20 protein-coding genes are annotated in these 24,107 nt (G+C 65.9%); 10 read left to right on the top strand and 10 right to left on the bottom strand.

The genetic code is table 11. The features are described from left to right. Window positions 1-120 precede the first annotated feature (120 nt). Window positions 121-2,151, bottom strand: a complete 2,031-nt coding sequence (locus L879_RS19815; RefSeq protein WP_035458291.1) for a thioredoxin domain-containing protein — start codon at window positions 2,149-2,151, stop codon at window positions 121-123. 137 nt (window positions 2,152-2,288) lie between these two features. On the opposite strand from L879_RS19815, the gene mnmE reads away from it, so the two are divergent. From mnmE to L879_RS0100080, 6 genes are all read left to right on the top strand, one after another. After that, window positions 2,289-3,599, top strand: coding sequence for a tRNA uridine-5-carboxymethylaminomethyl(34) synthesis GTPase MnmE (gene mnmE, locus L879_RS0100105; RefSeq protein WP_027314335.1), 1,311 nt, complete (start codon window positions 2,289-2,291; stop codon window positions 3,597-3,599). Between the two features lie 204 nt (window positions 3,600-3,803). Next, window positions 3,804-5,681: a tRNA uridine-5-carboxymethylaminomethyl(34) synthesis enzyme MnmG gene (gene mnmG / locus L879_RS0100100; protein ID WP_154664031.1), complete on the top strand. Its 1,878-nt coding sequence runs from the start codon at window positions 3,804-3,806 to the stop codon at window positions 5,679-5,681. Continuing rightward, window positions 5,678-6,304: a 16S rRNA (guanine(527)-N(7))-methyltransferase RsmG gene (gene rsmG / locus L879_RS0100095; protein WP_027314333.1), complete on the top strand. Its 627-nt coding sequence runs from the start codon at window positions 5,678-5,680 to the stop codon at window positions 6,302-6,304. Before mnmG ends, rsmG begins: the two co-directional genes overlap by 4 nt. After that, on the top strand, window positions 6,301-7,140 hold the full coding sequence (locus L879_RS0100090) for a ParA family protein (RefSeq protein ID WP_154664030.1): 840 nt from the start codon (window positions 6,301-6,303) through the stop codon (window positions 7,138-7,140). The genes rsmG and L879_RS0100090 overlap by 4 nt, the downstream gene beginning before the upstream one ends. Before the next feature lie 18 nt (window positions 7,141-7,158). Further along, the gene (locus L879_RS0100085) at window positions 7,159-8,040 is read left to right on the top strand and encodes a ParB/RepB/Spo0J family partition protein (protein ID WP_027314331.1); all 882 of its coding nucleotides are present in this window, start codon (window positions 7,159-7,161) and stop codon (window positions 8,038-8,040) included. 25 nt (window positions 8,041-8,065) lie between these two features. Continuing rightward, the gene (locus L879_RS0100080; protein ID WP_027314330.1) at window positions 8,066-8,635 is read left to right on the top strand and encodes an SMI1/KNR4 family protein; all 570 of its coding nucleotides are present in this window, start codon (window positions 8,066-8,068) and stop codon (window positions 8,633-8,635) included. Window positions 8,636-8,663: 28 nt separating this feature from the next. Here the strand turns inward: L879_RS0100080 and holA are convergent, their stop codons facing one another. The 3 genes from holA to leuS are packed head-to-tail and all read right to left on the bottom strand — an operon-like array spanning window position 8,664 to window position 12,832. Continuing rightward, window positions 8,664-9,683, bottom strand: a complete 1,020-nt coding sequence (gene holA, locus L879_RS0100075) for a DNA polymerase III subunit delta (RefSeq protein WP_027314329.1) — start codon at window positions 9,681-9,683, stop codon at window positions 8,664-8,666. 4 nt (window positions 9,684-9,687) lie between these two features. Further along, complete coding sequence (locus L879_RS0100070; RefSeq protein ID WP_027314328.1) at window positions 9,688-10,224, bottom strand: LPS assembly lipoprotein LptE; 537 nt, start codon at window positions 10,222-10,224, stop codon at window positions 9,688-9,690. Continuing rightward, window positions 10,211-12,832 (bottom strand): leucine--tRNA ligase, encoded by a 2,622-nt coding sequence (gene leuS, locus L879_RS0100065; RefSeq protein ID WP_027314327.1) that lies wholly within the window; start codon window positions 12,830-12,832, stop codon window positions 10,211-10,213. Before leuS ends, L879_RS0100070 begins: the two co-directional genes overlap by 14 nt. Before the next feature lie 189 nt (window positions 12,833-13,021). On the opposite strand from leuS, the gene L879_RS0100060 reads away from it, so the two are divergent. Continuing rightward, window positions 13,022-13,702, top strand: coding sequence for a YggS family pyridoxal phosphate-dependent enzyme (locus L879_RS0100060; protein ID WP_051434920.1), 681 nt, complete (start codon window positions 13,022-13,024; stop codon window positions 13,700-13,702). Between the two features lie 363 nt (window positions 13,703-14,065). Continuing rightward, window positions 14,066-15,580 carry an ATP-binding cassette domain-containing protein gene (locus L879_RS0100050; RefSeq protein ID WP_027314325.1) on the top strand — a complete coding sequence of 505 codons (1,515 nt, stop codon included), beginning with the start codon at window positions 14,066-14,068 and terminating at the stop codon, window positions 15,578-15,580. Here the strand turns inward: L879_RS0100050 and L879_RS19810 are convergent. Continuing rightward, the gene (locus L879_RS19810; RefSeq protein WP_051434919.1) at window positions 15,559-16,464 is read right to left on the bottom strand and encodes an ATP-grasp domain-containing protein; all 906 of its coding nucleotides are present in this window, start codon (window positions 16,462-16,464) and stop codon (window positions 15,559-15,561) included. The genes L879_RS0100050 and L879_RS19810 overlap by 22 nt on opposite strands. 4 nt (window positions 16,465-16,468) lie before the next feature. Beyond that, a complete protein-coding gene (locus L879_RS0100040) occupies window positions 16,469-17,002 on the bottom strand; it encodes a L,D-transpeptidase family protein (RefSeq protein WP_027314324.1) in 534 nt (177 codons plus the stop codon). Between the two features lie 292 nt (window positions 17,003-17,294). Here L879_RS0100040 and L879_RS0100030 point away from each other — a divergent pair, with 292 nt between their 5' ends. Then, window positions 17,295-17,981 carry a response regulator transcription factor gene (locus tag L879_RS0100030; protein ID WP_027314323.1) on the top strand — a complete coding sequence of 229 codons (687 nt, stop codon included), beginning with the start codon at window positions 17,295-17,297 and terminating at the stop codon, window positions 17,979-17,981. Between the two features lie 6 nt (window positions 17,982-17,987). Beyond that, a complete protein-coding gene (locus L879_RS0100025; RefSeq protein ID WP_027314322.1) occupies window positions 17,988-18,482 on the top strand; it encodes a cyclic nucleotide-binding domain-containing protein in 495 nt (164 codons plus the stop codon). A gap of 131 nt (window positions 18,483-18,613) precedes the next feature. Here the strand turns inward: L879_RS0100025 and L879_RS19805 are convergent, their stop codons facing one another. The 4 genes from L879_RS19805 to L879_RS0100005 form a co-directional block, all read right to left on the bottom strand. After that, window positions 18,614-20,686, bottom strand: coding sequence for a methyl-accepting chemotaxis protein (locus tag L879_RS19805; protein WP_051434918.1), 2,073 nt, complete (start codon window positions 20,684-20,686; stop codon window positions 18,614-18,616). Between the two features lie 119 nt (window positions 20,687-20,805). Continuing rightward, complete coding sequence (gene xth, locus L879_RS0100015; RefSeq protein ID WP_027314321.1) at window positions 20,806-21,621, bottom strand: exodeoxyribonuclease III; 816 nt, start codon at window positions 21,619-21,621, stop codon at window positions 20,806-20,808. Between the two features lie 85 nt (window positions 21,622-21,706). Next, the gene (locus L879_RS19800) at window positions 21,707-22,633 is read right to left on the bottom strand and encodes an outer-membrane lipoprotein carrier protein LolA (protein WP_051434917.1); all 927 of its coding nucleotides are present in this window, start codon (window positions 22,631-22,633) and stop codon (window positions 21,707-21,709) included. A gap of 100 nt (window positions 22,634-22,733) precedes the next feature. Further along, window positions 22,734-24,107, bottom strand: a 1,374-nt coding sequence (locus L879_RS0100005) for a DNA translocase FtsK (RefSeq protein ID WP_027314320.1), incomplete at its 5' end; no start/stop codon positions are given.

The raw sequence follows: 24,107 nt of genomic DNA, 5'->3' as shown, positions 1-24,107 counted from the left end.
CAGGCGGAAAATGTCCTCGCAGCCTTGGCCGTGGACCCTGCATAGGACTTCAAAGGAGCGGTATTCCCGAATTCTTCCCAGCGGATGTGAGGAAATCCGACAGGGGGTCGGCCAAGGGGCTCAGCCGGATGGTGTGCGTGCCTCAACGGGCTGGAGCATGGCCTTGACCTGATCCTTCAGGCCTTCCGCATGCGTCACCGGAAGCGAGCAGCGCATGCCGGCGCAGACGAGGGCCTGCGCTTCGGCCAGCGAGGCTGCTAGGGCTTTTGCCGGGTGGTCATCGTCCAGGGCTTCGCCCTGACGCAGCCAGCGGACGCTCCGGTCGAGGGAAGGGATCTGCAACGCCGCCTCGCGTAGCGCTTCGGCCTGGCTTCCGGTGATGAGAATGGTAAGGCCCCGCAGATGCAGATCGAGGGCGTTGAGGATCGAGCTGTGCCCGAGCGGGGAGGAGCGGGCGATGCCCGCGAGCCGTGTCAGGACCTCCGTCGCGCGCCGGTGATCCTCCGCGTCTTGCGTGATCTGCGCCAGCCGGACGAGCGCTTCCGCGAAGACGCCGTTGGCGTTGGGCACCGCCTCGTCATAGGCTGGCTGCGGACGCACGATCAGGGGGTCGGCGTTCCGGGCGGTCATGGCGAGACAGCCGCTGTCCGCGACCGTGAACTCCTTCAACAGCGCATCCCGCCAGGTTTCGGCGTCCTGAAGATAGACGGGTTCCGACGTGGCCTCATGAAGCGCCAGCGCCGCCCGCATCATGGCGGCCTGGTCCAGGGCGAAGCCTGGGAAGACGAGCGAGCCGCCGCGCCAGGAATGTCCGAGCAGGCCCTCGCGGCTCATCGAATCGGAGATGAAACGATAGGCGCGCCGGGCAAGCGCGATCCATTCCGGACGGCCGAGGAGGGGAGCGGCCCGCACGAGGCTTGCGATCGCCAGCCCGTTCCAGTCGGCCAGCACCTTGTCGTCGAGCCCGGGCCGGATGCGGGAGGCCCGGCGCTGCAAAAGCCTGGCCCGCATCGCTGCAAGCCGCTCTTCCACGGGGGCAGGGGCCTCGCCGGCGATCAGCCGGTTCGGGATGTTGCGACCCTCGAAATTGCCTTCCTCCGTGATGTCGTAGGCCTTCGCGAACACGGCGGCATCCGCCTCGCCCAGGACCTCGCGGATCTCGCCCAGGCTCCAGACATAGAACCGACCCTCCTCGCCTTCGGAATCCGCGTCCAGGCTCGCCGCAAAGGCGCCCTCCGGAGTCGTCATCTCCCGCGCGAGCCAGGCGACGATGCCCTCGGCGGCGTCCCGGAACAACGCCCGCCCGGTCTCGGCATAGGCCAGGGCGTAGAGGTCGAGGAGCTGCGCATTGTCGTAGAGCATCTTCTCGAAATGCGGCACGAGCCAGCGCTCGTCGACGGAATAGCGGGCGAAGCCGCCCCCGAGCTGGTCGTGAATGCCCCCGAGCGCCATGCGCTCCAGGGTCAGGAGGAAACGCTGCCTCGCCTCCTCGTTGCCGGAGCGCCGGGCATAGCGCAGGAGGTATTCGAGGATCGGCGGGTTGGGGAATTTCGGCGCGCCCTGGAGACCGCCATGTTCCGCGTCGATCAGCTCCACGAGGCGCTGGCCCATGCGGTCGAGATCGTCCGGGCCCAGCGTGCCTCCGTCTCCCTCCGCCCCCTTCGCGAGATGCTGCCGGATCGCATCCCGGTTCTTGAGGATCCGCTCAGGCTCCGCGCGGTAGAGGCGGCCGATCTCCCGGAGCACCTGGACGAATCCGGGCCGGCCGAATTTCGGTTCCTTCGGGAAATAGGTGCCGCCCCAGAAGGGCTCGCCGCGCGGGGTCAGGAACATGGTGAGCGGCCAGCCGCCAGGCTCGCCGAGGAGATGGAGCGCGCTCATATAGACATGGTCGACATCGGGCCGCTCCTCGCGGTCGACCTTGATATTGACGAAGAGCTCGTTCATGACCGCCGCGACGGCAGGGTCCTCGAAGCTCTCATGGGCCATGACGTGGCACCAGTGGCAGGCGGCATAGCCGACGGAAAGAAGGATCGGCTTGTCGAGCCGCTCGGCTTCGGCCAGGGCCTCGGGTCCCCATTCCCACCAATGGACAGGATTGTCCCTGTGCTGCAGGAGATACGGGGAGCTGGCGTCCTTCAGGCGATTCATCGATCCGCTCCTTCTGCGTCTCTCCGCCGGGTCTCTTCGGCGGGTGATCGATTCGGATGTGAACCGATCCTGGCCGCCCTTGCTGTTTTAAGGCGTCATCCCTGTTAAATCCTCTTTTCCTTACGAGGTTCATCTTCATGCGTTCGGACGACACGATCTTCGCGATGGCCTCCGGCCAGGGCCGGGCCGCGGTTTGCCTGATCCGGATCAGCGGACCGGGGAGCAGGGGCGTCCTGGAGCGGATGGGGGGAGACCTCCCGCCACCCCGGCGGGCGGTGGTGCGGACCTTGCGCGATCCCGCCACGGGCGAGCCTCTCGACCAGGCCCTCGTGCTGTGGATGCCGGGGCCGCGGAGCTTCACCGGCGAGGACCAGGCGGAACTGCATATCCATGGCGGGCTCGCCACCCGCGCCGCCGTGCTGCGGGCCCTGGGCCATCTCGACGGATGCCGCCCCGCCGAGGCGGGCGAGTTCACCCGCCGCGCCTTCCTCAACGGGCGCATGGACCTGACCCAGGTCGAGGGCCTTGCCGACATCATCGATGCCGAGACGGAGGCGCAGCGCCGCCAGGCGATGCTCCAGCTCGGCGGACGCCTGGGTCATGCCGCCGAGGAGTGGCGCGAGAGCATCCTGCAGGTCCTGGCGCTGCTGGAGGCGAGCCTCGACTTTTCCGATGAGGGCGACGTGCCCGAGGATCTGGAGGCGGATATCCTGCGCATGATCGGCGCTGTCCAGGACCGGATCGGCCACGCGCTCGCCAGCCGCAGCGGCGAGCGCCTGCGGGAGGGGCTGACCGTGGTTCTCGCCGGCCCGCCCAATGCGGGCAAGTCGACCCTCCTGAACGCTCTTGCCCAGCGCGACGTCGCCATCGTTTCGCCCATCGCCGGCACGACCCGCGATGTGATCGAGGTTCATTGCGACCTGGGCGGCCTGCCCGTGATCATCGTCGATACGGCAGGCCTTCGGGAAAGCGCCGACCTGATCGAGCAGGAGGGCGTCTCCCGCGCCAGGGCCCGGGCGCAGGATGCGGATCTGGTTCTCTGGCTTGTCCCGCCGGAGGGAGGGGACGGTCCCCCGCCACCGGCCCGCCGCCTGCTGAAGGTGGGGACGAAGGCGGATTTGAATCGGATCCGACACGATTGCGACCTGACCATCGCGGCGGCGACCGGGCAGGGGCTGCCGGAGCTGATCCGTCTTCTGGAGGCGGAGGCGGTAGGCGCCATGGGGCAGGGCGATGCGGTGATCACCCGGGAACGCCATCGTAAAGCCTTGAGCCGTGCCCATGAATCCCTGGATCGCGCCCGCGCCATCCTGGCTGGCCCCGGGCCGCTGGAGCTTGCTGCCGAGGAGGTGAGGCTGGCCTCCCGCGCCATCGGCGAGATCACCGGCCGGGTGGATGTCGAGGACGTGCTCGACCGCCTGTTCTCCAGCTTCTGCATCGGCAAATGAGACACGCCGGTAACCTTTTCGCGAATCTGTGAGACAGCGCGTTTATCCTGTTCACGAATCGGTGGAAGGGTGCTGAATCCCTTCTGCATGGGCTGTGGAACAGTTGTGCAGAACTGGGGATGGCGCCCGATGTTTCACGTGAAACATTTTGCCCTTTTGACCTTCGTTCCGTCAGTGCGTATGCCCCCCCTCATGGAGAAGATCATGAGTCAGTTGTTCGATGTGATCGTCGTGGGCGGTGGCCACGCCGGGGCCGAGGCGGCCGCGGCTTCCGCCCGCATGGGCGCACGCACGGCTCTCGTCACCCACAAGTTCTCGACCGTCGGCGCCATGTCCTGCAACCCGGCCATCGGGGGGCTCGGGAAGGGCCATCTCGTGCGCGAGATCGATTCCCTCGACGGCGTCATGGGACGCATCGCCGACCGGGCGGGCATCCAGTTCCGGCTGCTCAACCGCCGCAAGGGCCCCGCGGTCCGTGGTCCGCGCACCCAGGCCGACCGCAAGCTCTATGCCCGCGCCATGCAGGCGGAGCTTCTAGGAACCGACAACCTGACCGTCGTGGAAGGCGAGGCGGACGATCTCATCGTCCGCGACGGCTGCGTCACGGGCCTCCTCCTGACCGATGGCCGGCAGCTCTCCACCGGGGCCGTGGTCATCACCACCGGAACCTTCCTGTCCGGCCTGATCCATATCGGCGAAACGAAGATTCCGGCGGGCCGCATGGGTGAGCGCCCGTCCCTCGGCTTGCCGAAGACGTTTGCCCGGCTCGGCTTCACCCTGGGCCGTCTCAAGACCGGCACCCCGCCTCGTCTCGACGGACGAACCATCGACTGGGCAGGCGTCGACAAGCAGGCCGCCGACGACGAGCCCGTGCCTTTCTCGTTGCTGACGACGCGGATCGACAATCCGCAGATCGAGTGCGGCATCACCCGCACCACGGCAAGGGTTCACGCGCTGATCCGGGAAAACCTCCATCGCTCGGCCATGTATTCGGGCGAGATCCAAGGAAGGGGGCCGCGCTATTGCCCCTCCATCGAGGACAAGGTGGTGCGCTTCGGCGACCGCGACGGGCACCAGATCTTCCTGGAGCCGGAGGGCCTGGACGACATCACGGTCTATCCCAACGGCATTTCCACCTCCCTGCCGGAGGATGTGCAGCTCGCCTTCCTGAAGCACATTCCGGGCCTGGAAAAGGTGCGCATGCTCCAGCCCGCCTATGCCATCGAGTACGATTACGTCGACCCGCGCAATCTGACCGCCGGGCTCGAAACCAAGGCTGTGCAGGGCCTGTTTCTCGCGGGGCAGATCAACGGCACCACCGGTTACGAGGAAGCCGCCGCGCAAGGCCTTGTCGCAGGCTTGAATGCCGCCCGGCGCGCCTCCGGACAGGAGGGGATCGTGTTCGACCGGGCCGAATCCTATATCGGCGTGCTCATCGACGACCTGATCACCCGCGGCGTGAGCGAGCCCTATCGCATGTTCACGTCCCGCTCGGAATATCGCCTGAGCCTGCGCATCGACAATGTGGACGAGCGCCTGACCGGAAAGGGGCTGGATATCGGCTGCGTCAGGGCGGAGCGGGAGGCCCATTACCGGCGTTCCCAGGCGGAGATCCGGGATATTCGCCAGAGACTCCAGGCCCTCGCCCTCACTCCGCAGGAAGCGGTTCGGCATGGGCTCGAACTGAATCAGGACGGCATCCGCCGGTCCGCCTACCAGCTTCTGTCCTATCCGAGCATTGGCTGGAGCGATCTGGAGCGGATCTGGCCGGAACTGGCCTCCGTCACGCCTGCTGTGAAGGAGCGTCTGGAAACAGACGCCACCTATGCAGTGTACCTCGACCGGCAGCAGGCCGACATCGCGGCCTACCGGCGTGACGAGAGCGTGGTGCTTGAAGAGAGCATCGATTTCCAGGGCCTTCCCGGCCTGTCGAATGAGATCAAGGCCAAGCTCGATCTCGTGCGTCCCAAGACGCTCGGTCAGGCGGCCCGGATCGAGGGCATCACCCCCGCTGCGCTGACGCTTCTCGCGGCTCATGCCCGCAAGGCTCCCGGCCGGGGCGCGAAGGCGGTGCAGCCATGACCTCCCCAGCCATGACCGCTTCCGACCTCGATGTTTCACGTGAAACATTCGAGAAGCTGGAGCTGCTGGAGCGGGAGCTCCGGCGCTGGCAGGCGATCAAGAACCTCGTCGGCCCGACGACCCTCGACCATATCTGGGAGCGCCATATCGTCGACTCGCTCCAGCTTCTCGAGCTTGCGCCCGAGGCGAGAACATGGCTCGATCTCGGTTCCGGCGCCGGGTTCCCGGGTCTCGTCCTGGCCATCGCGGGGGCGGAGAGGGGGCTCCGGGTCCACCTCGTCGAGAGCAATTCCCGCAAATGCGCCTTCCTCCGGCATATCGCCCGTCTGACAGGCGTCGCCGCAACCGTGCATGAGTCCCGGCTCGAAACGATCATTCCCGGTTTCGTCGGCAAGGCCGATGTGGTTTCTGCCCGGGCCCTGGCCTCGCTGACCATGTTGCTGGACTGGACCGCACCATTGTTGAAAGCGGGGACAATCGGTCTCTTTCCCAAGGGACGCGACGTCGAGACTGAATTGACCGAGGCCAGGAAAAAGTGGACATTCGAGGCAGAGATCCTGCCGAGCTTGACTGATTCCGACGCCAGGATTCTCCGCATAACCTCCATCGAGAGCCATTCATGATGACCGACCGCAACGGACCCGAAGCAGGCGCGCCTGTGATGAAGCCGCGCGTTCTCGTGCTCGCCAACCAGAAGGGCGGCGTCGGCAAGACGACGACGGCGATCAATCTCGGCACGGCGCTGGCCGCCATCGGCGAAAAGGTGCTGATCATCGACCTCGATCCGCAGGGCAATGCCTCGACGGGACTCGGCATCGACCGCAAGAGCCGCCAGACCTCGACCTATCATGTGCTCGCCGGCGAAGCCTCCCTCGAGGAGAGCATCACCGAGACAGTGGTGCCCGGTTTGTCGGTTGCGCCCTCGACCCTCGACCTCCTGGGCGTCGAGCTTGAGATCGCCAACGAGCGGGACCGGGCTCACCGTTTGCGGACAGCGATCCGGAGCCTTTCGGTCGTTGAGGTAATCGAACCGTTTACCTATATTTTGATCGATTGCCCGCCTTCGCTGAATCTTTTGACCATCAATGCATTGACAGCTGCTGACGCCGTTCTGGTGCCGCTTCAATGCGAATTTTTTGCTCTGGAAGGTCTCAGCCAGTTGCTCAAGACGGTCGAGCAGGTCCGTTCGGCCCTCAACCCAGACCTTACGATTCACGGGGTGGTCCTGACCATGTTCGACCCGCGCAACAACCTCTCGGGGCAGGTGGTCGCCGACGTGCGCGAGTTCATGGGCAACAAGGTTTACGAGACCATGATCCCACGCAACGTCCGCGTGTCGGAAGCGCCGTCCCACGGCAAGCCCGTGCTGCTCTACGATTTGAAATGCGCCGGATCGCAGGCCTATCTGCGCCTGGCTTCCGAGGTCATTCAGCGTGAACGCGCCCTGCGCGCAGCGTAACAAAGTTAGAGACAAACGATGGCAAAAGAAGCGAAGTCGCTGGGCCGTGGACTGGCTGCGTTGATCGGTGAAGTCGGCGCCGAGATCGACACCATGCAGAGCAACAGGGGTGGGCAGAAGAAAGTGCCCGTCGAGTTCCTGAGCCCGAACCCGCGCAACCCGCGCAAGGTGTTCGAGGATGCCGAGCTGCAGGAGCTGACCCAATCCATCAAGGATCGCGGCATCATTCAGCCCATCGTGGTTCGGCCCGTGCCGAACAAGAACGATGCCTATGAGATCGTCGCCGGTGAACGCCGGTGGCGCGCTTCGCAGAAGGCAGGCCTGCACGAAGTACCGGTGGTCATCGTCAATATCGACGACAAGACCTCTCTCGAATACGCCATTCTCGAAAACGTCCAGCGCGCCGACCTCAACCCTATCGAAGAGGCGGAAGGATATGCGCGGCTGATGGCGGAGTTCTCCTACACACAGGAGAACCTCTCGAAAATCATCGGCAAAAGCCGCAGTCACATTGCGAACATGATGCGCCTCACCGATCTGCCCGATCCGGTGAAGAAGCTTCTCGTCGACCGCAAGCTCTCCGCCGGTCACGGCCGTGCGTTGCTTGCGGTGAAGGATCCCGTTTCGGTCGCCAAGCAGATTCTCGATCAGGGCCTGAGTGTGCGCCAGGTCGAGTCCATCGCGCAGGCGGACAACACGGAACCCTCCAGGATCGAGACGAAATCGGCCAAGCCCGGCAAGGCGGCGAAGGATCCCGACACCCGGGCTCTCGAAAAGGCACTCCAGGACGTTCTCGGCCTTACCGTCAGCATCGATCACCGGGGGCAGGGCGGTGAGCTGCGCATCCGCTACAAGACCCTGGAACAGCTCGACGGTCTCTGCCGGCGTTTGAATCCGTAAGCCGGCAATCCGGGGAAGGGTGGCGATGAGTTCCAAGCGGCTGATTGCACCCGTCACCGAGCGCTGGAACGAGGGTGAGCGGGATTGGTCCTTTGTGAAGGACCCAAGCCGGGACATCGTCGCTTGGGAAAGCAGGACGGGCCACGCCCTGCCGGACAGCTACCGCCGGTTCATGCTCGCCTTCAATGGAGGCCGTGTATATCCGCGGCTTTTCCGCTCTGCCGTGCCGTTGGAGCGCTACCCCTTCGTCGAACCGGTCACTTTCGTCGATCCCTTTTATCCCTGGGCAGATGTCGAAGAATATTCGCGGGGCGATGTCTACGGCAGGGGCACGCCGCCCGACATGCTCTTCATCGGCTGCGATCCGGGTGGCCTGGAGATCCTGATGTCGCTTCGCGCGGCGGATTATGGACAGATCTTCTGCTGGGTGCACAGCATGAATATCTGGGGTACCGACGGCAATGACCGGATCTGGAATCAGGCTCCGTCCTTCGAGGCCTTCCTCGATGCGCTCCATGATGAGCCGGACGCGTCGGACTACGAAGGCTGGCATATTCCCATTTACGACAGGCTCGCCAAGCCGCTTGTATTCTAAGATATAAATAATTGGAATATTTAGAGAATTATCGCCTTGCCGCGCGGGCGATATCGAGCAGGGTCTTGGCTGCGATCGTATCGTCGAGGTCCGCAAGACGGCGGGTCTGGAGCAGATTTGCTTGCAGGAGGGCGATGACGTTCCTGAGGCTCTCGCTCGTCCAGCGCTGAAGCTGGCGCTCCACCAGGGGCTTGCGGCGGAAATGCAGGCTGCGCATGGTTTCCATGACGGCCGGAATCGGGCGGCCCTCCTCGACGGACAGGCGCGCCGTGAGCAGCATCAGGGCATGCCTTAGCGCAGCGCCGAGCAGGACACCTGCGTTCACGCCCTCCGCCGCGAGACGCCGGGAGCCGATCTCCAGCCCTGTTCCCTCGCCCGCGAAGGCGGAATCGACCACCGAATCCATGGCGAGGCTCGATACGTCGCTCATGATCGCGTCTACGTCGGCGAGGGTGATCTCCTTCTGCCCGTGGGCGTAGAGCATGAGCTTGGCGAGTTCGCCGCGGGTGGCGAGACGGTCGCCTCCGAGGCTCGCGATCAGGGCCGAGCGGGCTTCCCGCTGAATCGAAAAGCCGTTGTTCTTCAAGGTCTCGTCGACGACGGTTCCGAGATTCCGGCCCTCGTCCGCGTAGCAGGGCAGGGCAAGGGCCTTCTGCGAGCGCTCGCACAGGGTGCGAAGCGGGGAGGATTTCTGCAGGTCGCCGCCTTCGATGACGATCACCGTGTCCTGAAGCTCGCCCTTGAGAACGGCATCGACGGCCGGCGCGATGTTCCGCGAGGTGGATTTCACCCAGATGGCGCGCCTTCCGCCGAACAGGCCCATGGTCCCGGCCTCGTCCGCCAGGCGCGCCGGATCGGCCGCAATGTCGTCGCCGTCGATCCGGATGAGCTGGAACGGGTCGGAGGGATCGTCCACGGAGCGTTCGGCGACGGCGCGGGCGCGCTCGTTGATGAGGCCCATGTCGGGCCCGTAGAACAGAAAGACGCCCATGCGCGGATCGGGGCGCCTGAGCACCCCTTCCACGTCACCTGCCTTGACGGCGACCATGGCCTCAGCTTCGGGTTGCGAGCGTCGCCGCCAAACGGGTTTTCACCTGACCCGCCAGATCCCTGGCGAGCCTGATCTCCGCGTCGCGTCCCGCGCGGATATTGGCGAAGCGCTGCGTAAACCGGTCGAAGCTCGCCGCCGCGGTCGCCGTGCCGCGGGTGATCACGGTCTTTCCGTCCAGGCTTGTCAGCGTGTAACTCAGCGTTCCGCCGACGATCACGGAGCTCGCCGTTCCGATCTCCGAATCGACGACCGGACTGGTCTTGGTCTCGCGCAGGGCGAGATCCAGCCTGTAGCGCTTGGGCGTGTCCGATCCCGAGCCGTTGAGCGCGTAGATCAGCTCGCTGCGCAGGTAATGCCCTGCATTCTCCAGGCCTTGCGGCCATTCCACCTCGGGCACGTCGATCGAGGCGAGTTCCGTCTGGAGCGACTGCCCCGAAGCCGTCGGGCCGTTGAGGGGCCGGAAACAGGCGGACAGGCCTAGAGACAGGCCTGCCACGAGAGCGACGCGGGCAAGGCCCTTGAGGTTAAGCGACGACATTCACGATCCTCTGGGGAACGACGATGATCTTGCGGGCCGGTTTCCCTTCCAGGGCCTTCTGCACGGCCTCGAGCGAAAGCACGGCCGCCTCGACTGTAGCCTGATCCGCATCGCGGGCAACCGTCACGTCCGCCCGCTTCTTGCCGTTCACCTGCACCGGCAGGGTGATGGTGTTCTCGACCAGGAGCGAGCGGTCCAGAACCGGCCAGGGGGTATCGGCTACAAGGCCCGGCTGGCCCAAGGATTCCCAGCATTCCTCCGCCAGATGCGGCATCATGGGAGCGAGCAGCTGGACGAAGATGCGCCCGGCCTCCGCGAAGGCTGCGCCGATTCCCGGCTCGTTCGCGGCCTTGGCATGGTTCGCCAGATCCTGCAGGCTGTTGGCGAGCTCGTAGAGATGGGCGACGCAGCGGTTGAAGCGCAGGCGCTCCACATCCTCCTCGACGGCGGCGAGCGCCTTGTGCGCGGCCTTGCGCACGGCGAGCGCCATCGGTCCGTCTCCGGAAACGCCGTCGGCGCTGCCGATGCGTTCGGCGATCTCGCCCACGAGACGCCAGACGCGCTGCACGAAGCGTCCCGCGCCCTGCACTCCTTCCTCGGTCCAGATCACGTCGCGCTCGGGCGGCGAATCGGAGAGCATGAACCACCGGGCCGTGTCGGCGCCGTAAGAAGCGATGATCTCGTCCGGATCGACCGTGTTCTTCTTCGACTTCGACATCTTCTCGATGGAGCCGATCTCGATGGGAGCACCGGTCTCCACATGGAAGGCCTTACGCGCGCCGCCTTCCGTCTCGAAGCGCACGTCGCCGGGCAGCACCCAGGCGCCGGTCGCATCCTTGTAGGTTTCGTGAACCACCATGCCCTGCGTGAACAGCCCCGCGAAGGGCTCGTCGAGCCCGGCATGGCCGGTCTTCTTCATCGCGCGGGTGAAGAAGCGGGAATAGAGCAGGTGCAGGATCGCATGCTCGATGCCGCCGATATACTGGTCGACCGGCAGCCAGGAATCCACGGTCTCGCGATCGGTCGGCTTGTCCGTCAGGGTCGGGTCCGTGAAGCGGGCGAAATACCAGGACGAATCCACGAAGGTGTCCATGGTGTCCGTCTCGCGGCGGGCCTTGGCGCCGCATTGCGGGCAGTTCACGTGCTTCCAGGTCGGGTGACGGTCGAGGGGGTTGCCCGGCACGTCGAAGGACACGTCCTCCGGCAGGGTCACGGGCAGCTGGTCCTTCGGCACGGGCACGACGCCGCACGCGTCGCAATGGATGACAGGGATCGGGCAGCCCCAGTAGCGCTGGCGCGAGATGCCCCAGTCGCGCAGGCGGAAATTCACCTTGCGCTCGCCCACGGGACGGTTGCCGCGCAGCTCCTTCTCCAGCCGCCTGGCGACCTCCTCCTTGGCCTGTGCGATGGTCATGCCGTCGAGGAAGCGGGAATTGATCATCCGGCCCTCGCCGTCATAGGCGGTGTCGGTGATGACGAAGGAGGCCGGATCCACGTCCGGCGGGCAGACCACCGGCGTGTTGCCGAGGCTGTATTTGTTGACGAAATCCAGGTCGCGCTGGTCATGCGCCGGGCAGCCGAAGATGGCGCCCGTGCCGTATTCCATCAGGATGAAGTTCGCCACATAGACAGGCAGCGTCCAGTTCGGGTCGAACGGATGCTCGGCGCGGATGCCCGTGTCGAAGCCGAGCTTCTCGGCCTTCTCGATGGCTTCCTGGGCCGTGCCGATGCGCTTGCACTCCTCGATGAAGGCAGCAAGCTTCGGATTCTTTTCCGCCGCGGCCTTGGCCAGCGGATGATCGGGGGCGACGGCCATGAACTTCGCGCCGAAGAGCGTGTCGGGCCGTGTCGTGTAGATCTGCAGCTCGGTCTCGCCGTTCGGCACCGTCTCGGGCTTCAGGGCGAAGCGGACCAGCAGGCCTTCCGAGCGGCCGATCCAGTTGCGCTGCATCAGGCGCACCTTCTCCGGCCAGCGGTCGAGGGTGTCGAGCTTGTCGTCGAGATCCTGCGCGAAATCGGTGATCTTCAGGAACCACTGGGTCAGCTCGCGCTGCTCGACCAGGGCCCCCGAACGCCAGCCGCGCCCGTCGATCACCTGCTCGTTGGCGAGCACGGTGTGGTCCACCGGGTCCCAGTTCACCTTGGCCGTCTTGCGGTCGACGAGCCCGGCTTCCAGGAAGTCCAGGAACATGCGCTGCTGGTGCTTGTAGTAGCTCGGATCGCAGGTGGCGATCTCACGGCTCCAGTCGATGGCCAGGCCCATGCTCTGCAGCTGGGCGCGCATGGTGGCGATGTTGGCATAGGTCCATTCCTTCGGGTGGACCTTGTTCTGCATGGCGGCGTTCTCGGCCGGCATGCCGAAGGCGTCCCAGCCCATCGGGTGGAGCACGTTGAAGCCGCGGGCCCGCTTGTAGCGCGCCACCACGTCGCCCATGGTGTAGTTGCGCACGTGGCCCATGTGGATGCGTCCCGACGGATAGGGGAACATCTCGAGCACGTAGTATTTCGGACGTGGGTCTTCGTTCCTGGTCTTGAACAGGTCGCGGTCGTTCCAGACCTTCCGCCATTTCAGCTCGGCTTCCTTGGCGTTGTAGCGCTCGGGCCTCATTTTTCGTCAATCATCCGTCATTGGTAAGCGAAGCGGCTTGCGCCGCCGGGTTGCGCCGGACTAGGACACAGCTCTCCCGCGCGGTCAACGGTTTCGCGTGAGAGAGGCGGTCAAGTTTCGACCTCTGTGTCATCCCCGGCGGCCCGGCAGCCCGGGAGGGGGTGACGGTGCAGACAGAAAGAGGGTTTCATGAGCGGGAACGACGCGGTCGAAGGCTTGGAACAGGTGCGGGAGGCCATCCGGCGCGCGGCATCCGATTACGGCCGGGATCCGTCCGATATCACCCTCGTGGCCGTCTCCAAGACCTTCCCGGCGGAGGCCGTCGCACCGGTTCTGGCGGCGGGCCAGCGGGTCTTCGGAGAGAACTACGTGCAGGAGGCGAAGGCCAAGTGGCCCGCCCTGCGGGAGCGCTTTCCCGACGTGGAGCTGCACATGATCGGCCCGCTCCAGTCCAACAAGGCGAAGGAGGCCGTGGAGCTCTTCGACGTGATCCACACCCTCGACCGCCCCTCGCTCGCGGAGGCGCTCGCCAAGGAAATCGCCAGGCAGGGCAGGAAGCCGCGCCTGCTGGTCCAGGTGAACACGGGCGAGGAGCCCCAGAAGGGCGGCGTCTCGCCGTCCGAGCTCGACGCCTTCCTCGATGCCTGCCGCACGAAATACGGCCTGGAGATCGAGGGCCTCATGTGCATTCCCCCGGCTGAGGACCCGCCGTCGCCGCATTTCGCCCTGCTCAACACTCTCGCCAGGCGGCACGGGCTGAAGGTGCTCTCCATGGGCATGAGCGCCGATTTCGACGCCGCGATCCAGCTCGGCGCGACCCATGTGCGGGTCGGCAGCGCGATCTTCGGAGCGCGGGCGAAAAAGGGTTGAGCCCTGTGCACGATTGCATCTTCAGCCCATCCCGTCTAACCTTGGCCGGTTGATCACCATTCGAACCACAGGAGGGCTGCATGTGTGAAGCGATGCATCTACGCATGTTCGGCCCCTGGCATGCCCTGCAGCAGCTCGTTGCAGGGCCGGCCATCGAACGGATCTGACGGCGGGATTTCAAAGCCGCATTTTCAATGCGCATTTTTGAAAATTTTCCCGCGTCCTCATCTCATCCTGGTCAGCTCTGAACGGCTTCACGCGCTTTCGCCCCGCGCGGCGTGAGGCGTGTCCGACACGTTCGAGACCTTGCGCGCTTTTTACCGGCAACGAAGCCGGAGTGCGCCGCACCAGTGAGATTGACCCATGGCTTCCTTGAGCCTTCGCAATGTCGGCGTCATTGCCCATACGCCCCTGTTTCAAAACCTCAACCTCGTCGTCGCAGACGGAGACCGCCTCGGCCTCGTGGCGCCCAACGGCGCCGGAAAGTCGACGCTCCTGAAATGCCTCGCCGGCCTTGCCGAGCCGACCCATGGCGACATCGTCCGCTCGCGCGGCCTGCGCGTCGCCCTCGTGGAGCAGGACGTGCCCGCCAGCCTCATCGATCTGTCCTTTCGCGACATCCTGCTCCGGGCGCTCTCGCCCGAGGAACGCGACGGGCAGGGATGGCAGGTGGACATGACGCTCGATGCGTTCGAGACTCCTGCCGCGATGCGCGACCTGCCGATGCGGGCCCTGAGCGGCGGCTGGCAGCGCCTCGCCCTGATCGCGCGGGCCTGGATCGCCGCGCCGGACATGCTGCTCCTCGACGAGCCGACGAATCATCTCGATCTCGAAAAGCTCCTCAAGCTGGAGGCCTGGATCGCGACGGCGGGTTACGCCGCGCCCATCGTGGTGGCGAGCCACGACCGCGCGTTTCTCGACGCCTGCACCACGAAGACCCTTTTCCTGAGACCGTCCGAATCCGTCTCCTTCGCGCATCCCTACCGGCGCGCGCGCGAACTGCTGGAGGCGCACGATGCCGCGGCCCAGGCGCAGCGCGACAGGACCCTGCGCGAGGTGAAGCGCCTGCGCCAGAGCGCGCAGGACTTGCGGAACGTGGGCATCAACAGCGGCAGCGACGCGGCGCAGGTGAAGTCCGCGCAGATCAGGCGCCGGGCCGACGCCCTGGAGCAGGGCGTCCGCGCGCTGCACAGGGAGCGCGCGGGCGAGATCAGGCTCGGCAATCGCGGCACGCATGCGAAGTTGCTCGTGGCGCTGGACAACGTCACCGTGCAGACGCCTGACGGACGGAAGCTCTTCGCCGTTCCGAAGCTCGACGTGGCGCAGGGCGAGCGCATCGTGGTGCTGGGCGCCAACGGCACGGGCAAGTCTCAGCTCGTGCGCCTGCTGCACCGGGCGATGAGCGAAGAGGAGGGCCTGCCCGGCATTCGGGTGAGCCCGAGCCTCGCCCTCGGCTATGTGGATCAGGACATGGGGCAATTGCCTCACGATGCAACGGCGCAGGATTTCATCCTGTCGCGCTTCCGCCTCGGCGACCAGCGCAGCCGGGCGGTGCTGGCGGAGGCCGGTTTTTCCATCGAGAAGCAGGCGCTGCCCATCGCGAAACTGTCGCCGGGCCAGAAGGCGCGTCTCGGCCTGCTGGCGCTGCGCCTCTTCGGGCCGAACTTCTATCTCATGGACGAGCCCACCAACCACGTGGATATTCCGGGCCGGGAGCAGCTGGAATCGGAGATCCTCGACAGCGCGGCCACCTGCATCCTGGTGTCCCACGACAGAAGCTTCGTGAAGGCGGTCGGCACCCGCTTCCTGCTCATCGACAGGGGCAGGCTGCGGGAGATCGATGCGCCGGAGGAGTTTTATGAGAGCGTGAGCCGATGATGCGAGAGGGATGCGGGATGTCGTTCCGCATCCCTCTCCCCGATCCTTCGAAGAAGAGCCTGCGCCATCCGTTCGGCGCTGCCGGGAGCGAATTCGAGGTAGAGATAGGGATCGATCAGCTCCAGCTCATTCAGCATGAACCCGTTCGGACGGGCGATCCCGTCGACGCGCGCGTAAAGCGGCGTCTGCGGCAGACTGGCGAGATACGATGCTCCCGCATCGATCATGTCCCGGCTTGCCGCTATAGGCTCATAGGTGATGCCGAATTGAGGATTCGCCCTCCATTCGCCGGGCTTCAGGACGCGCCGGACCGCATGGGAGAACGCGCCGTCGATGAAGGTCAGCGTCGTCTCCCCGAGGCTGGCGATGTCGGGCTGGAATTCCTGCAGAAGCATGTCGGTGCCGGATCGGTCGAGGGACCAGCGATCCCGCTCCGCCCGATCGAGCTTTCTGACGCCGTGGCCGCTCTGGCTGGAGACGGGCTTCAGCACGGCCACCTGCCAGCCCTGCATCTCCATGATCCTCTCGACTGCGTCGCGGCTCGCCTGCGGCAGGTGGAATGTCGTCGGAACGGGAAGCCCCGCCTTCGCAAGCTCCAGAAGGTACGTCTTGCGGAAATTCCAGCGCAGCAGGGACGGATCGTTGATCAGCCGCGCGCCTCGCGCGTCCAGAGCGTCGATCCAGGCAAGGAAGGCGGCCGGATCGTCGTAGTAATCCCAGCAGCACAGGGGCAGCACGGCCTCGGCCTCGGCGAAGGCGGCGACCGGAGCCGTCTTCCAGGGACGGTGATCCGCGTCCATGCCGAGCGCGCGAAGGGCCTTCAGCAGCGCTTCGAGATTAGGCGTCGGATGCGGATATTCCGAGCAGGTGGCAACGAGGATCACGCGGTCAGCCGACGATCTCGATGCGCGTGTCCGGCCCGATCCGCTCGATCAGGCGGCGGATCGCGCCGCTTTCCACGGCGACGCAGCCTTCCGTCGGCAGGAAGCCCGGGCGTGCGAGATGCAGGAAGATCGCGCTGCCGCGGCCCCGTCTGATGGGACCCCGGTTCCAGGCGATGTCGAGCACGATGTCGTAGAGATGATCGTCCCGCCACATCTTCTCGTGGCTCGTGGAGCAGGGCAGGGGGACGAGCCGGTTGTAGCGGCGGTCCCTCACGTCGTCGGACCAGCCGTCGCCGGGGCGGATCGGCCGCAAGGGCAGGCCCGTGCGCGGGCGCGGGCCGCGATCGGGCCGGTAGAAAGCCTGGAGAATCCCGAAGCGGCCGATGGGGGAGGCGCCGTCGCCCTCGCGCTTGTCGCGGGCCGTGCCGGAGCGCCCCAGGGCGCAGGGAATCACGAGATTGCCTGCGACGAGACGCCCCCGCCTGTGATCGAGCGGGGAGCGGAAGACCCGAATAACATTGACGCGAGACTGTTTCATCGGCAGTGGAAGGGCCTGAGGCACCCCTTGTTGTCAAGCTGGGAATGACTACTCTTATGCGACGGGCATGATCCGAAGTTCAAGGCTCGCGCCGGCCGGGAGAAGCATCGGATGGATTCCAAGGGTGGTTTTCCACTTCCGGGTCCGATGCTCCAAGGCCAGGCGGCGATTTTCGATCCGGCTCATGAGCGGCGACAAGGGGGCGAACGAACCGGCTCGGGCTCGAGGGGTTTTCGCTTTTTGAAGGGCCGCTCCTGCCTGTTTTGCGGTTCATCGTGTTGAAAGGTTTGAGATGTCGAATGCCAGCCGCCTCCTCGTCGTGGATGACGATCAGGACCTGCGCGACACCCTGGCCGAACAGCTCGGAATGTATGACGAGTTCCAGGTCGCCACGGCCGAGACGGCCACCCAGGCCATCGAGGCGGTGAAGGGCGACCGGATCGATCTCGCGATCATGGATGTGGGCCTGCCTGACATGGATGGGCGCGAGGCCGTCAAGATCATGCGCCAGAACAACTTCCGCAGCCCGATCATCATGCTCACCGCCCAGGGGTCGGAGAACGACACGGTGATGGGCCTGGAGGCGGGCGCGAACGACTACGTGGTGAAGCCGTTCAAGTTCGCCGTGCTGCTCGCCCGCATCCGGGCGCAGCTGCGCCAGTACGAGGCGAGCGAGGACGCGGTGTTCCAGATCGGTCCCTACATCTTCCGTCCGGGCTCGAAGCTCCTGACCACCGAGAAGGGGTCCAAGCTCAAGCTCACGGAAAAGGAGACGGCGATCCTGCGCTATCTCTACCGCGCGGGCCAGGCCGTGGTCGGGCGCGACACGCTGCTCACGGAAGTGTGGGGCTACAATTCCAACGTGACCACCCACACGCTGGAGACGCATATCTACCGCCTGCGCCAGAAGATCGAGGCGGATCCTTCCAATGCCAGCATTCTCGTGACGGAGCCGGGCGGCTACAAGCTGATCCCGTAGGACATCATGGCGCTCGACGACGACATTGCGATCTTAAGCCAGGCTCCGCTGTTCAACCTGCTGGAGCGCGACGCCCTGCGTCTTGTGGCTTTCGCGTCGGAAACCCGGACCTACCGCGCCGGCGACGTGCTGTTCCGCAAGGGCGACCGTTCCGACGGCGGCTACGTGGTGAGCCGCGGCGCCGTCGCGCTCGACGCCCGTGACGACGGCTCGCCCGCCGCCTTCATCGCCGGTCCCGGCTCCCTCATCGGCCAGGCCGCCCTGTTCGCGCGCATCGAGCGCCGCGCCACGGCCACCGCCCGCGAGCCCTCCACCATCATCCGCGTGACGCCGAGCCTCATGCGCCGGGTGCTGGAGGAATTTCCGGCGGCCGCCGCCGCCATCCACGATGTCATGGCCGAGGATCTGGTGCGGCTCACGGAGGGCCTGGAGCGCGTGCGCCAGCAGCTCATCGCCATCGACGGCGAGGACATTCCGGCAAAAGCGCCGGAGGGTGACTGAGAGCCTCCCTCCCGGCGAGAACGCCGGACCCGAAACCGGAGGAACCGCCTTCGGGTCCGTTGCGCGGGTCTCATCTTTAATCATGCCGCATTTTTGAACGGCGAACCGGATCCACTTCGCTGAAAAATGCTCTAGGCCGCCTTGACGCCCGACAGGAACGAGCCGACCTCGAGGCCGAGGGTCTCGGAATGGCGGGCGAGGTCCTGAGCGGCGGCGAGCACCTGGGCCGCGGCCGCGCCGGTTTCACCCGCGCCCTGACGCACGTCGTTGATGTTGCCGGTCACGGCCTCCGTGCCGCGCGCGGCTTCCTGCACGTTGCGCGAGATCTCGGCGGTAGCCGCGCCCTGCTCCTCCATCGCCGCGGAGATCGACACGGAGATCTGGGACATCTCGCCGATGGTGCGGGCGATGTTCTCGATCGCCTGCACGGCCTCCATCGTCGCCTGCTGCACCGCGCCGATCTGCGAGGAGATTTCCTCGGTGGCCTTCGAGGTCTGGCTCGCGAGATCCTTCACCTCGCTCGCCACGACGGCAAAGCCCTTCCCGGCTTCGCCGGCGCGGGCGGCCTCGATGGTGGCGTTGAGCGCCAGAAGGTTCGTCTGGGAGGCGATGTTGTTGATGAGCTGGATCACGTCGCCGATGCGCTCGGCCGAGGCGGCCAGGGTCTGCACGGTGGCATTGGTCCGCTGCGCATCCGTCACCGCCTGTTCCGCGATGCGCGACGACTGGGCCACCTGGGAGGCGATCTCGCGGATCGAGATCGAGAGCTCCTCGGTGGCGGCCGCCACCGTCTGCACGTTGGCGGAGGTCTGCTCGGCCGCCGAGGCCACGCTGACGGACTGGCTCGTCGTCTGGTCCGCCACGGCGGTCATCGACCGGGCAGTCGATTCCATGCGCGACGCGGCCGAGGACAGACCGTCCGTGAGAACCGAGACATTGGCTTCGAACTGCTTCGTGAGCTGATCGAGCATCTGCGCCCGGCGCATCTTCGCGTCGGCTTCCACGGCCGCCGCCTCGTCGGCGGCCTTCTTGGCGATCAGGGCTTCCTTGAAGATCTGGACGGCACCGGCCATGGCCCCGATCTCATCGGCGCGCTCGGTATCGGTGACCGTCACGCCCGTATCGCCCAGCGCGAGGGTCTTCATGGTCTGCGTCATGCGCATGATCGGCGTGGACAGCGCGCGCGCGGCCCACCAGGCCCCGATCAGCGCCAGGACCAGGAGGCCCGCCGCCGTCAGCAGCATGAGGTTGCGGGCTTCCAGGGCTCCGGCGATCATGGCGTCGGCGGGGACCGCGATGGATAGGAGCCAGGGCTCCTCGATGCCGGGAAAGTCGACCGCGACCACGGCGCGATAGATGCTCTCGCCCGAAGCGTCCTCGATCATCGTATCCGCCATGCCCGCCGAGAGCGCTTGCGCCTTCAGGTTCTGGATGACCGGGTCGTTCGCCGGTTTACCGAGAAGCTGCGCATCCTTGTTGGCGACCCACAATCCTCCTGCGCCGACGAGGCTCACCGTGCCCGCGCCGAAGGGTTTCAGGGTGCCGATCGCGTCCGAAATCTTGTTCAGGCCCATGTCTGCGGTGACGATGCCGACCGGCTTGCCGTAGCGGCGCACGACGACGCTCACGGTCGACAGGAGAACGTCCTGGCCGTTGATCGGATAGGTATAGGCCGGAACGATCTGGTGGCGGTTCTCCCGCAGCGGCTTGGTGTACCAGTTCTCGATTTCCTGTGTCTTGGTCAGGTCGATCGTCTCGACCGCGACCTTTCCGTCCTTGTTCCAGTGGAAATAGGGCGCGAAGCGGCCGGTCGGGTCCGAATAGGTATGGGCGAAGAAGTCCTTGTCCTGCCCGTCGAGGGCGTTCGGTTCGAACGCCAGGGTGATGCCGATCAGGTTGGGCTGGCTCTCGACGGTTTTCGCGACGATCTCCGCAAGCTCGTCGCGGTCCACCTTCTGGTCGAAGATCACGGCCTCGACCGCGGAATTCATGACCATCGCAGCCGATATGGCGCGCCCGATTTCCGCCTGGACCAGGCCCTTGTACTCCTTGAGAAGAGTATTGGCCGTCTCGATAGACTGTTCGCGGCCCGAGTTCATCATGATCTGGGAACCGGCGAAGGTCAGGACCGAGCAGGCCCCGATGAACCCCGCGCCTGCGAGCAACAGAACGCGGCTTTTGATTGAACGCAGCTTGAAAACCATCCGCTTGAACCCCCCTAGGCACGGACTTCCGCAATTGTCCGATTCCTTAATCGGTCAGGCTTGCGGCAGGCTTGCGGGGGCAGCGATGGGCGATGCGGGGCGCGGCGGATCCGAGCTCCTTACAGCTCCAGGACCGCCGTCACGGGCGCATGGTCGGAAGGGCGGTCCCAGCCGCGCGTCTCGCGGGTCACGTCGACGGCGCGCAGGCTGCTTCCGAGATCCTTCGACAGCCAGATGTGATCGAGCCTGCGGCCCTTGTCGGCGGCGGCCCAGTCCGGCGAGCGGTAGCTCCACCAGGAATAGATTTTCTCGGGCTCGGGCCGCAAGGCGCGCATGGCGTCGATCCATTCCGCCTCCTGGCGCAGCTCCTCCAGCGCTTCCGTCTCGACCGGCGTGTGGCTCACCACGTCGAGAAGCTGCTTGTGGCTCCACACATCGTGCTCGAGCGGCGCCACGTTGAGATCGCCGACGAGGATCGCGGGGCCCGCGGTCGGCTTCGCCTTGCTGCCCCAGCTGCGCATTTCGGCCATGAAGTCGAGCTTGTGGCGGAATTTTTCGTTGAGGTCCGGGTCCGGAATGTCGCCGCCCGCGGGCACGTAGAAGTTATGGATCGTCAAGCCGGCGGCTGCCTTCGCCTCGCGGCTCAGGGTGACGGTGATGTGGCGCGCGTCCTGGCGGCCGCACATCTCCATGACGCCCGTTTCCGCGAAGGGATACCGGGAGAGGATCGCGACGCCGTTATAGCCCTTCTGGCCCATATGGACCACGAAGGGATAGCCGAAGGCCTGCAGCTCCTTCAGGGGCAGCTTGTCGTTCGGGCATTTGGTCTCCTGCAGGCACAGGATGTCCGGGCGCCGCTCGCTCAGGAAGCGGCCCACCTGGTCGAGGCGCAGGCGAACGGAATTGATGTTCCAGGTCGAGATCGTGAGCTGCACGGAAGGGCCCCTTCGAAAGACCCTTTCCGGCTACGACAGATTCGGCTCCGAGGGAAGCGGGGCGGAGCGGGTGTGGCGGGAGAGATTACTTGTCGCTGCCGACGATGGCCTCGTACTGGATCTTGAACAGGTCCTGGTCGATCCGCCGGCCCCGCTCCACCTTGTCGAGCACCACCACCGTCTGGAAGCCCTGCGCGTCGACGATTCGCCACTGGTTCAGGTTCTCCACCTGGCCGTCGAAATAGAGGGTGATCCGGGAGGTACCGCCGAGGGTCGACGTGTCCTCCAGGTTGACCCGTACCGAATCGCCGTCGCTGGTGATGCCGGTGATCTTGATGTCCTGGCCCAGATTGACCCGTTCGCGGAGGAGGAACTTCAGGGGCGTCTGCGAGATCGAATAGAGGTCCTGCGTGGCGAGTTTGCGGTCGCGCACCGCGACCGAGCGGCCGTCGGCGATCACCTGGAGATTCGCCGGGGGATCGTACTCGAACCGCACCTTGCCGGGCCGCTGGAGATAGAGGGTTCCCCCCTGGCGCCGTCCGTCGCCGCCTACTTGCGTGAAATCCGCCACCAGGGTGCTCAGATTCGTGAAATACGCATTGGCCCGCTCCACCACGGCACTGTTCGGCAGGGGCTGGTGGAGCGCCGCCGGTTCCACGGCGGCGGTGACGATGGGCCTCGGGGCGATGGCGACGGGCTCCGCCTCGGCCGCTTTCGCCGGCTCCTCGGGGACGGGACGGCTCGGCGGCAGGGGCGTGGTCGCGGCCAGAACCTGTTCCGCATTGGCGGGCCTGGCGATGGCGGGCCGCGAGGACGGGGAGGGGCCTTGCACAGGCCCGGCGCGCTGGAAGCTCGCGGTCGGAAGGGCAGGGGCCGTGCGGCTGAAGCCCTGCGCCGTGGCACGGGCCGGAGGCAGGATCAGGTCGAGGGGAAGCGTCTGGCCCGCAGCCGGAAAGGCTCCTGCCCAGAGGGACAGGACCGTCGCCAGGCTGACGAGGGAAAGGGGGCGCATCCGACAATTCTCCAGACCGAAACCGCCAAGACCGCCGCCGGTCATGCTGCGTGGCGCAAGGATGACGCAAAAGCGGCGGCCAAGGTTCCGGCTCAAGAACTTAATCGTCCGCCATCCCTGGAGATTCAAGCAGGATTTCGCGTTTACCGGCGTGGTTTGCGGGTCCGACGATGCCCTCGTTCTCCATGCGCTCCATGAGCGAGGCGGCGCGGTTGTAGCCGATCTGCAGGCGGCGCTGGATGTAGCTCGTCGAGGCCTTCTTGTCGCGCAGCACCACCGCCACCGCCTGGTCGTACAAATCCCCGCCCGGCGCCCCGAACTCGCCTTGGTCGAACACCGCTGTGTCGGGGGCGGCCCCGCCCTCGTCCTCCTCCGCCGTCACCGCCTCGAGGTACTGCGGACGGCCCTGGCGCTTGAGATGCGCCACCACCTTCTCCACCTCCTCGTCCGAGCAGAACGGCCCGTGCACGCGCGTGATCCGCCCGCCCCCGGCCATGTAGAGCATGTCGCCCTGGCCCAAGAGCTGCTCGGCGCCCATTTCCCCTAAGATCGTGCGGCTGTCGATCTTCGACGTCACCTGGAACGAGATCCGCGTCGGGAAGTTCGCCTTGATCGTGCCGGTGATCACGTCCACCGACGGGCGCTGGGTCGCCAGGATCACATGGATGCCGGCCGCGCGCGCCATCTGCGCCAGGCGCTGGATCGCGCCCTCGATCTCCTTGCCCGCCACCATCATCAGGTCGGCCATCTCGTCGACGATCACCACGATGTAGGGCAGCGGATCGAGGTCCATCACCTCGTCCTCGTAGATCGCCTCGCCGGTCTCGCGGTCGAACCCGGTCTGGACCGTGCGCGTGATCGTCTCGCCGCGCGCCTTGGCCTCCGAGACCCGGGCGTTGAAGCCGTCGATGTTGCGCACCCCGAGCTTCGACATCTTGCGGTAGCGGTCCTCCATCTCGCGCACCGCCCATTTGAGGGCCACCACCGCCTTCTTCGGGTCGGTGACCACCGGGGTCAGCAGGTGCGGGATGCCGTCATAGACCGACAGTTCCAGCATCTTCGGGTCGACCATGATCAGGCGGCATTCCGCCGGGGTCAGGCGGTAGACCAAGGACAGGATCATGGTGTTGATCGCCACCGACTTGCCCGAGCCGGTGGTGCCGGCCACCAGCAGGTGCGGCATACGCGCCAGATCCGCGATCACCGGCTCGCCGCCGATGGTCTTGCCGAGGCACAGGGCGAGCTTCTGCTTGGTGCTCTCGAAATCCTGGGAGGCGAGCAGCTCGCGCAGATACACCGTCTCGCGCTTGTGGTTGGGCAGCTCGATGCCGATGGCGTTGCGCCCCTGCACCACCGCCACGCGCGCCGACACCGCGCTCATCGAACGCGCAATGTCGTCCGCCAGCGAGATCACCCGCGACGACTTCGTCCCAGGCGCAGGCTCCAGCTCATACAACGTCACAACAGGGCCGGG

The sequence above is a fragment of the Microvirga flocculans ATCC BAA-817 genome, assembly GCF_000518665.1.
GTDB lineage: Bacteria > Pseudomonadota > Alphaproteobacteria > Rhizobiales > Beijerinckiaceae > Microvirga > Microvirga flocculans.
The sequence above is the reverse complement of the archived record's forward strand: the minus strand, read 5'-3'. Positions and strand labels throughout refer to the sequence as shown.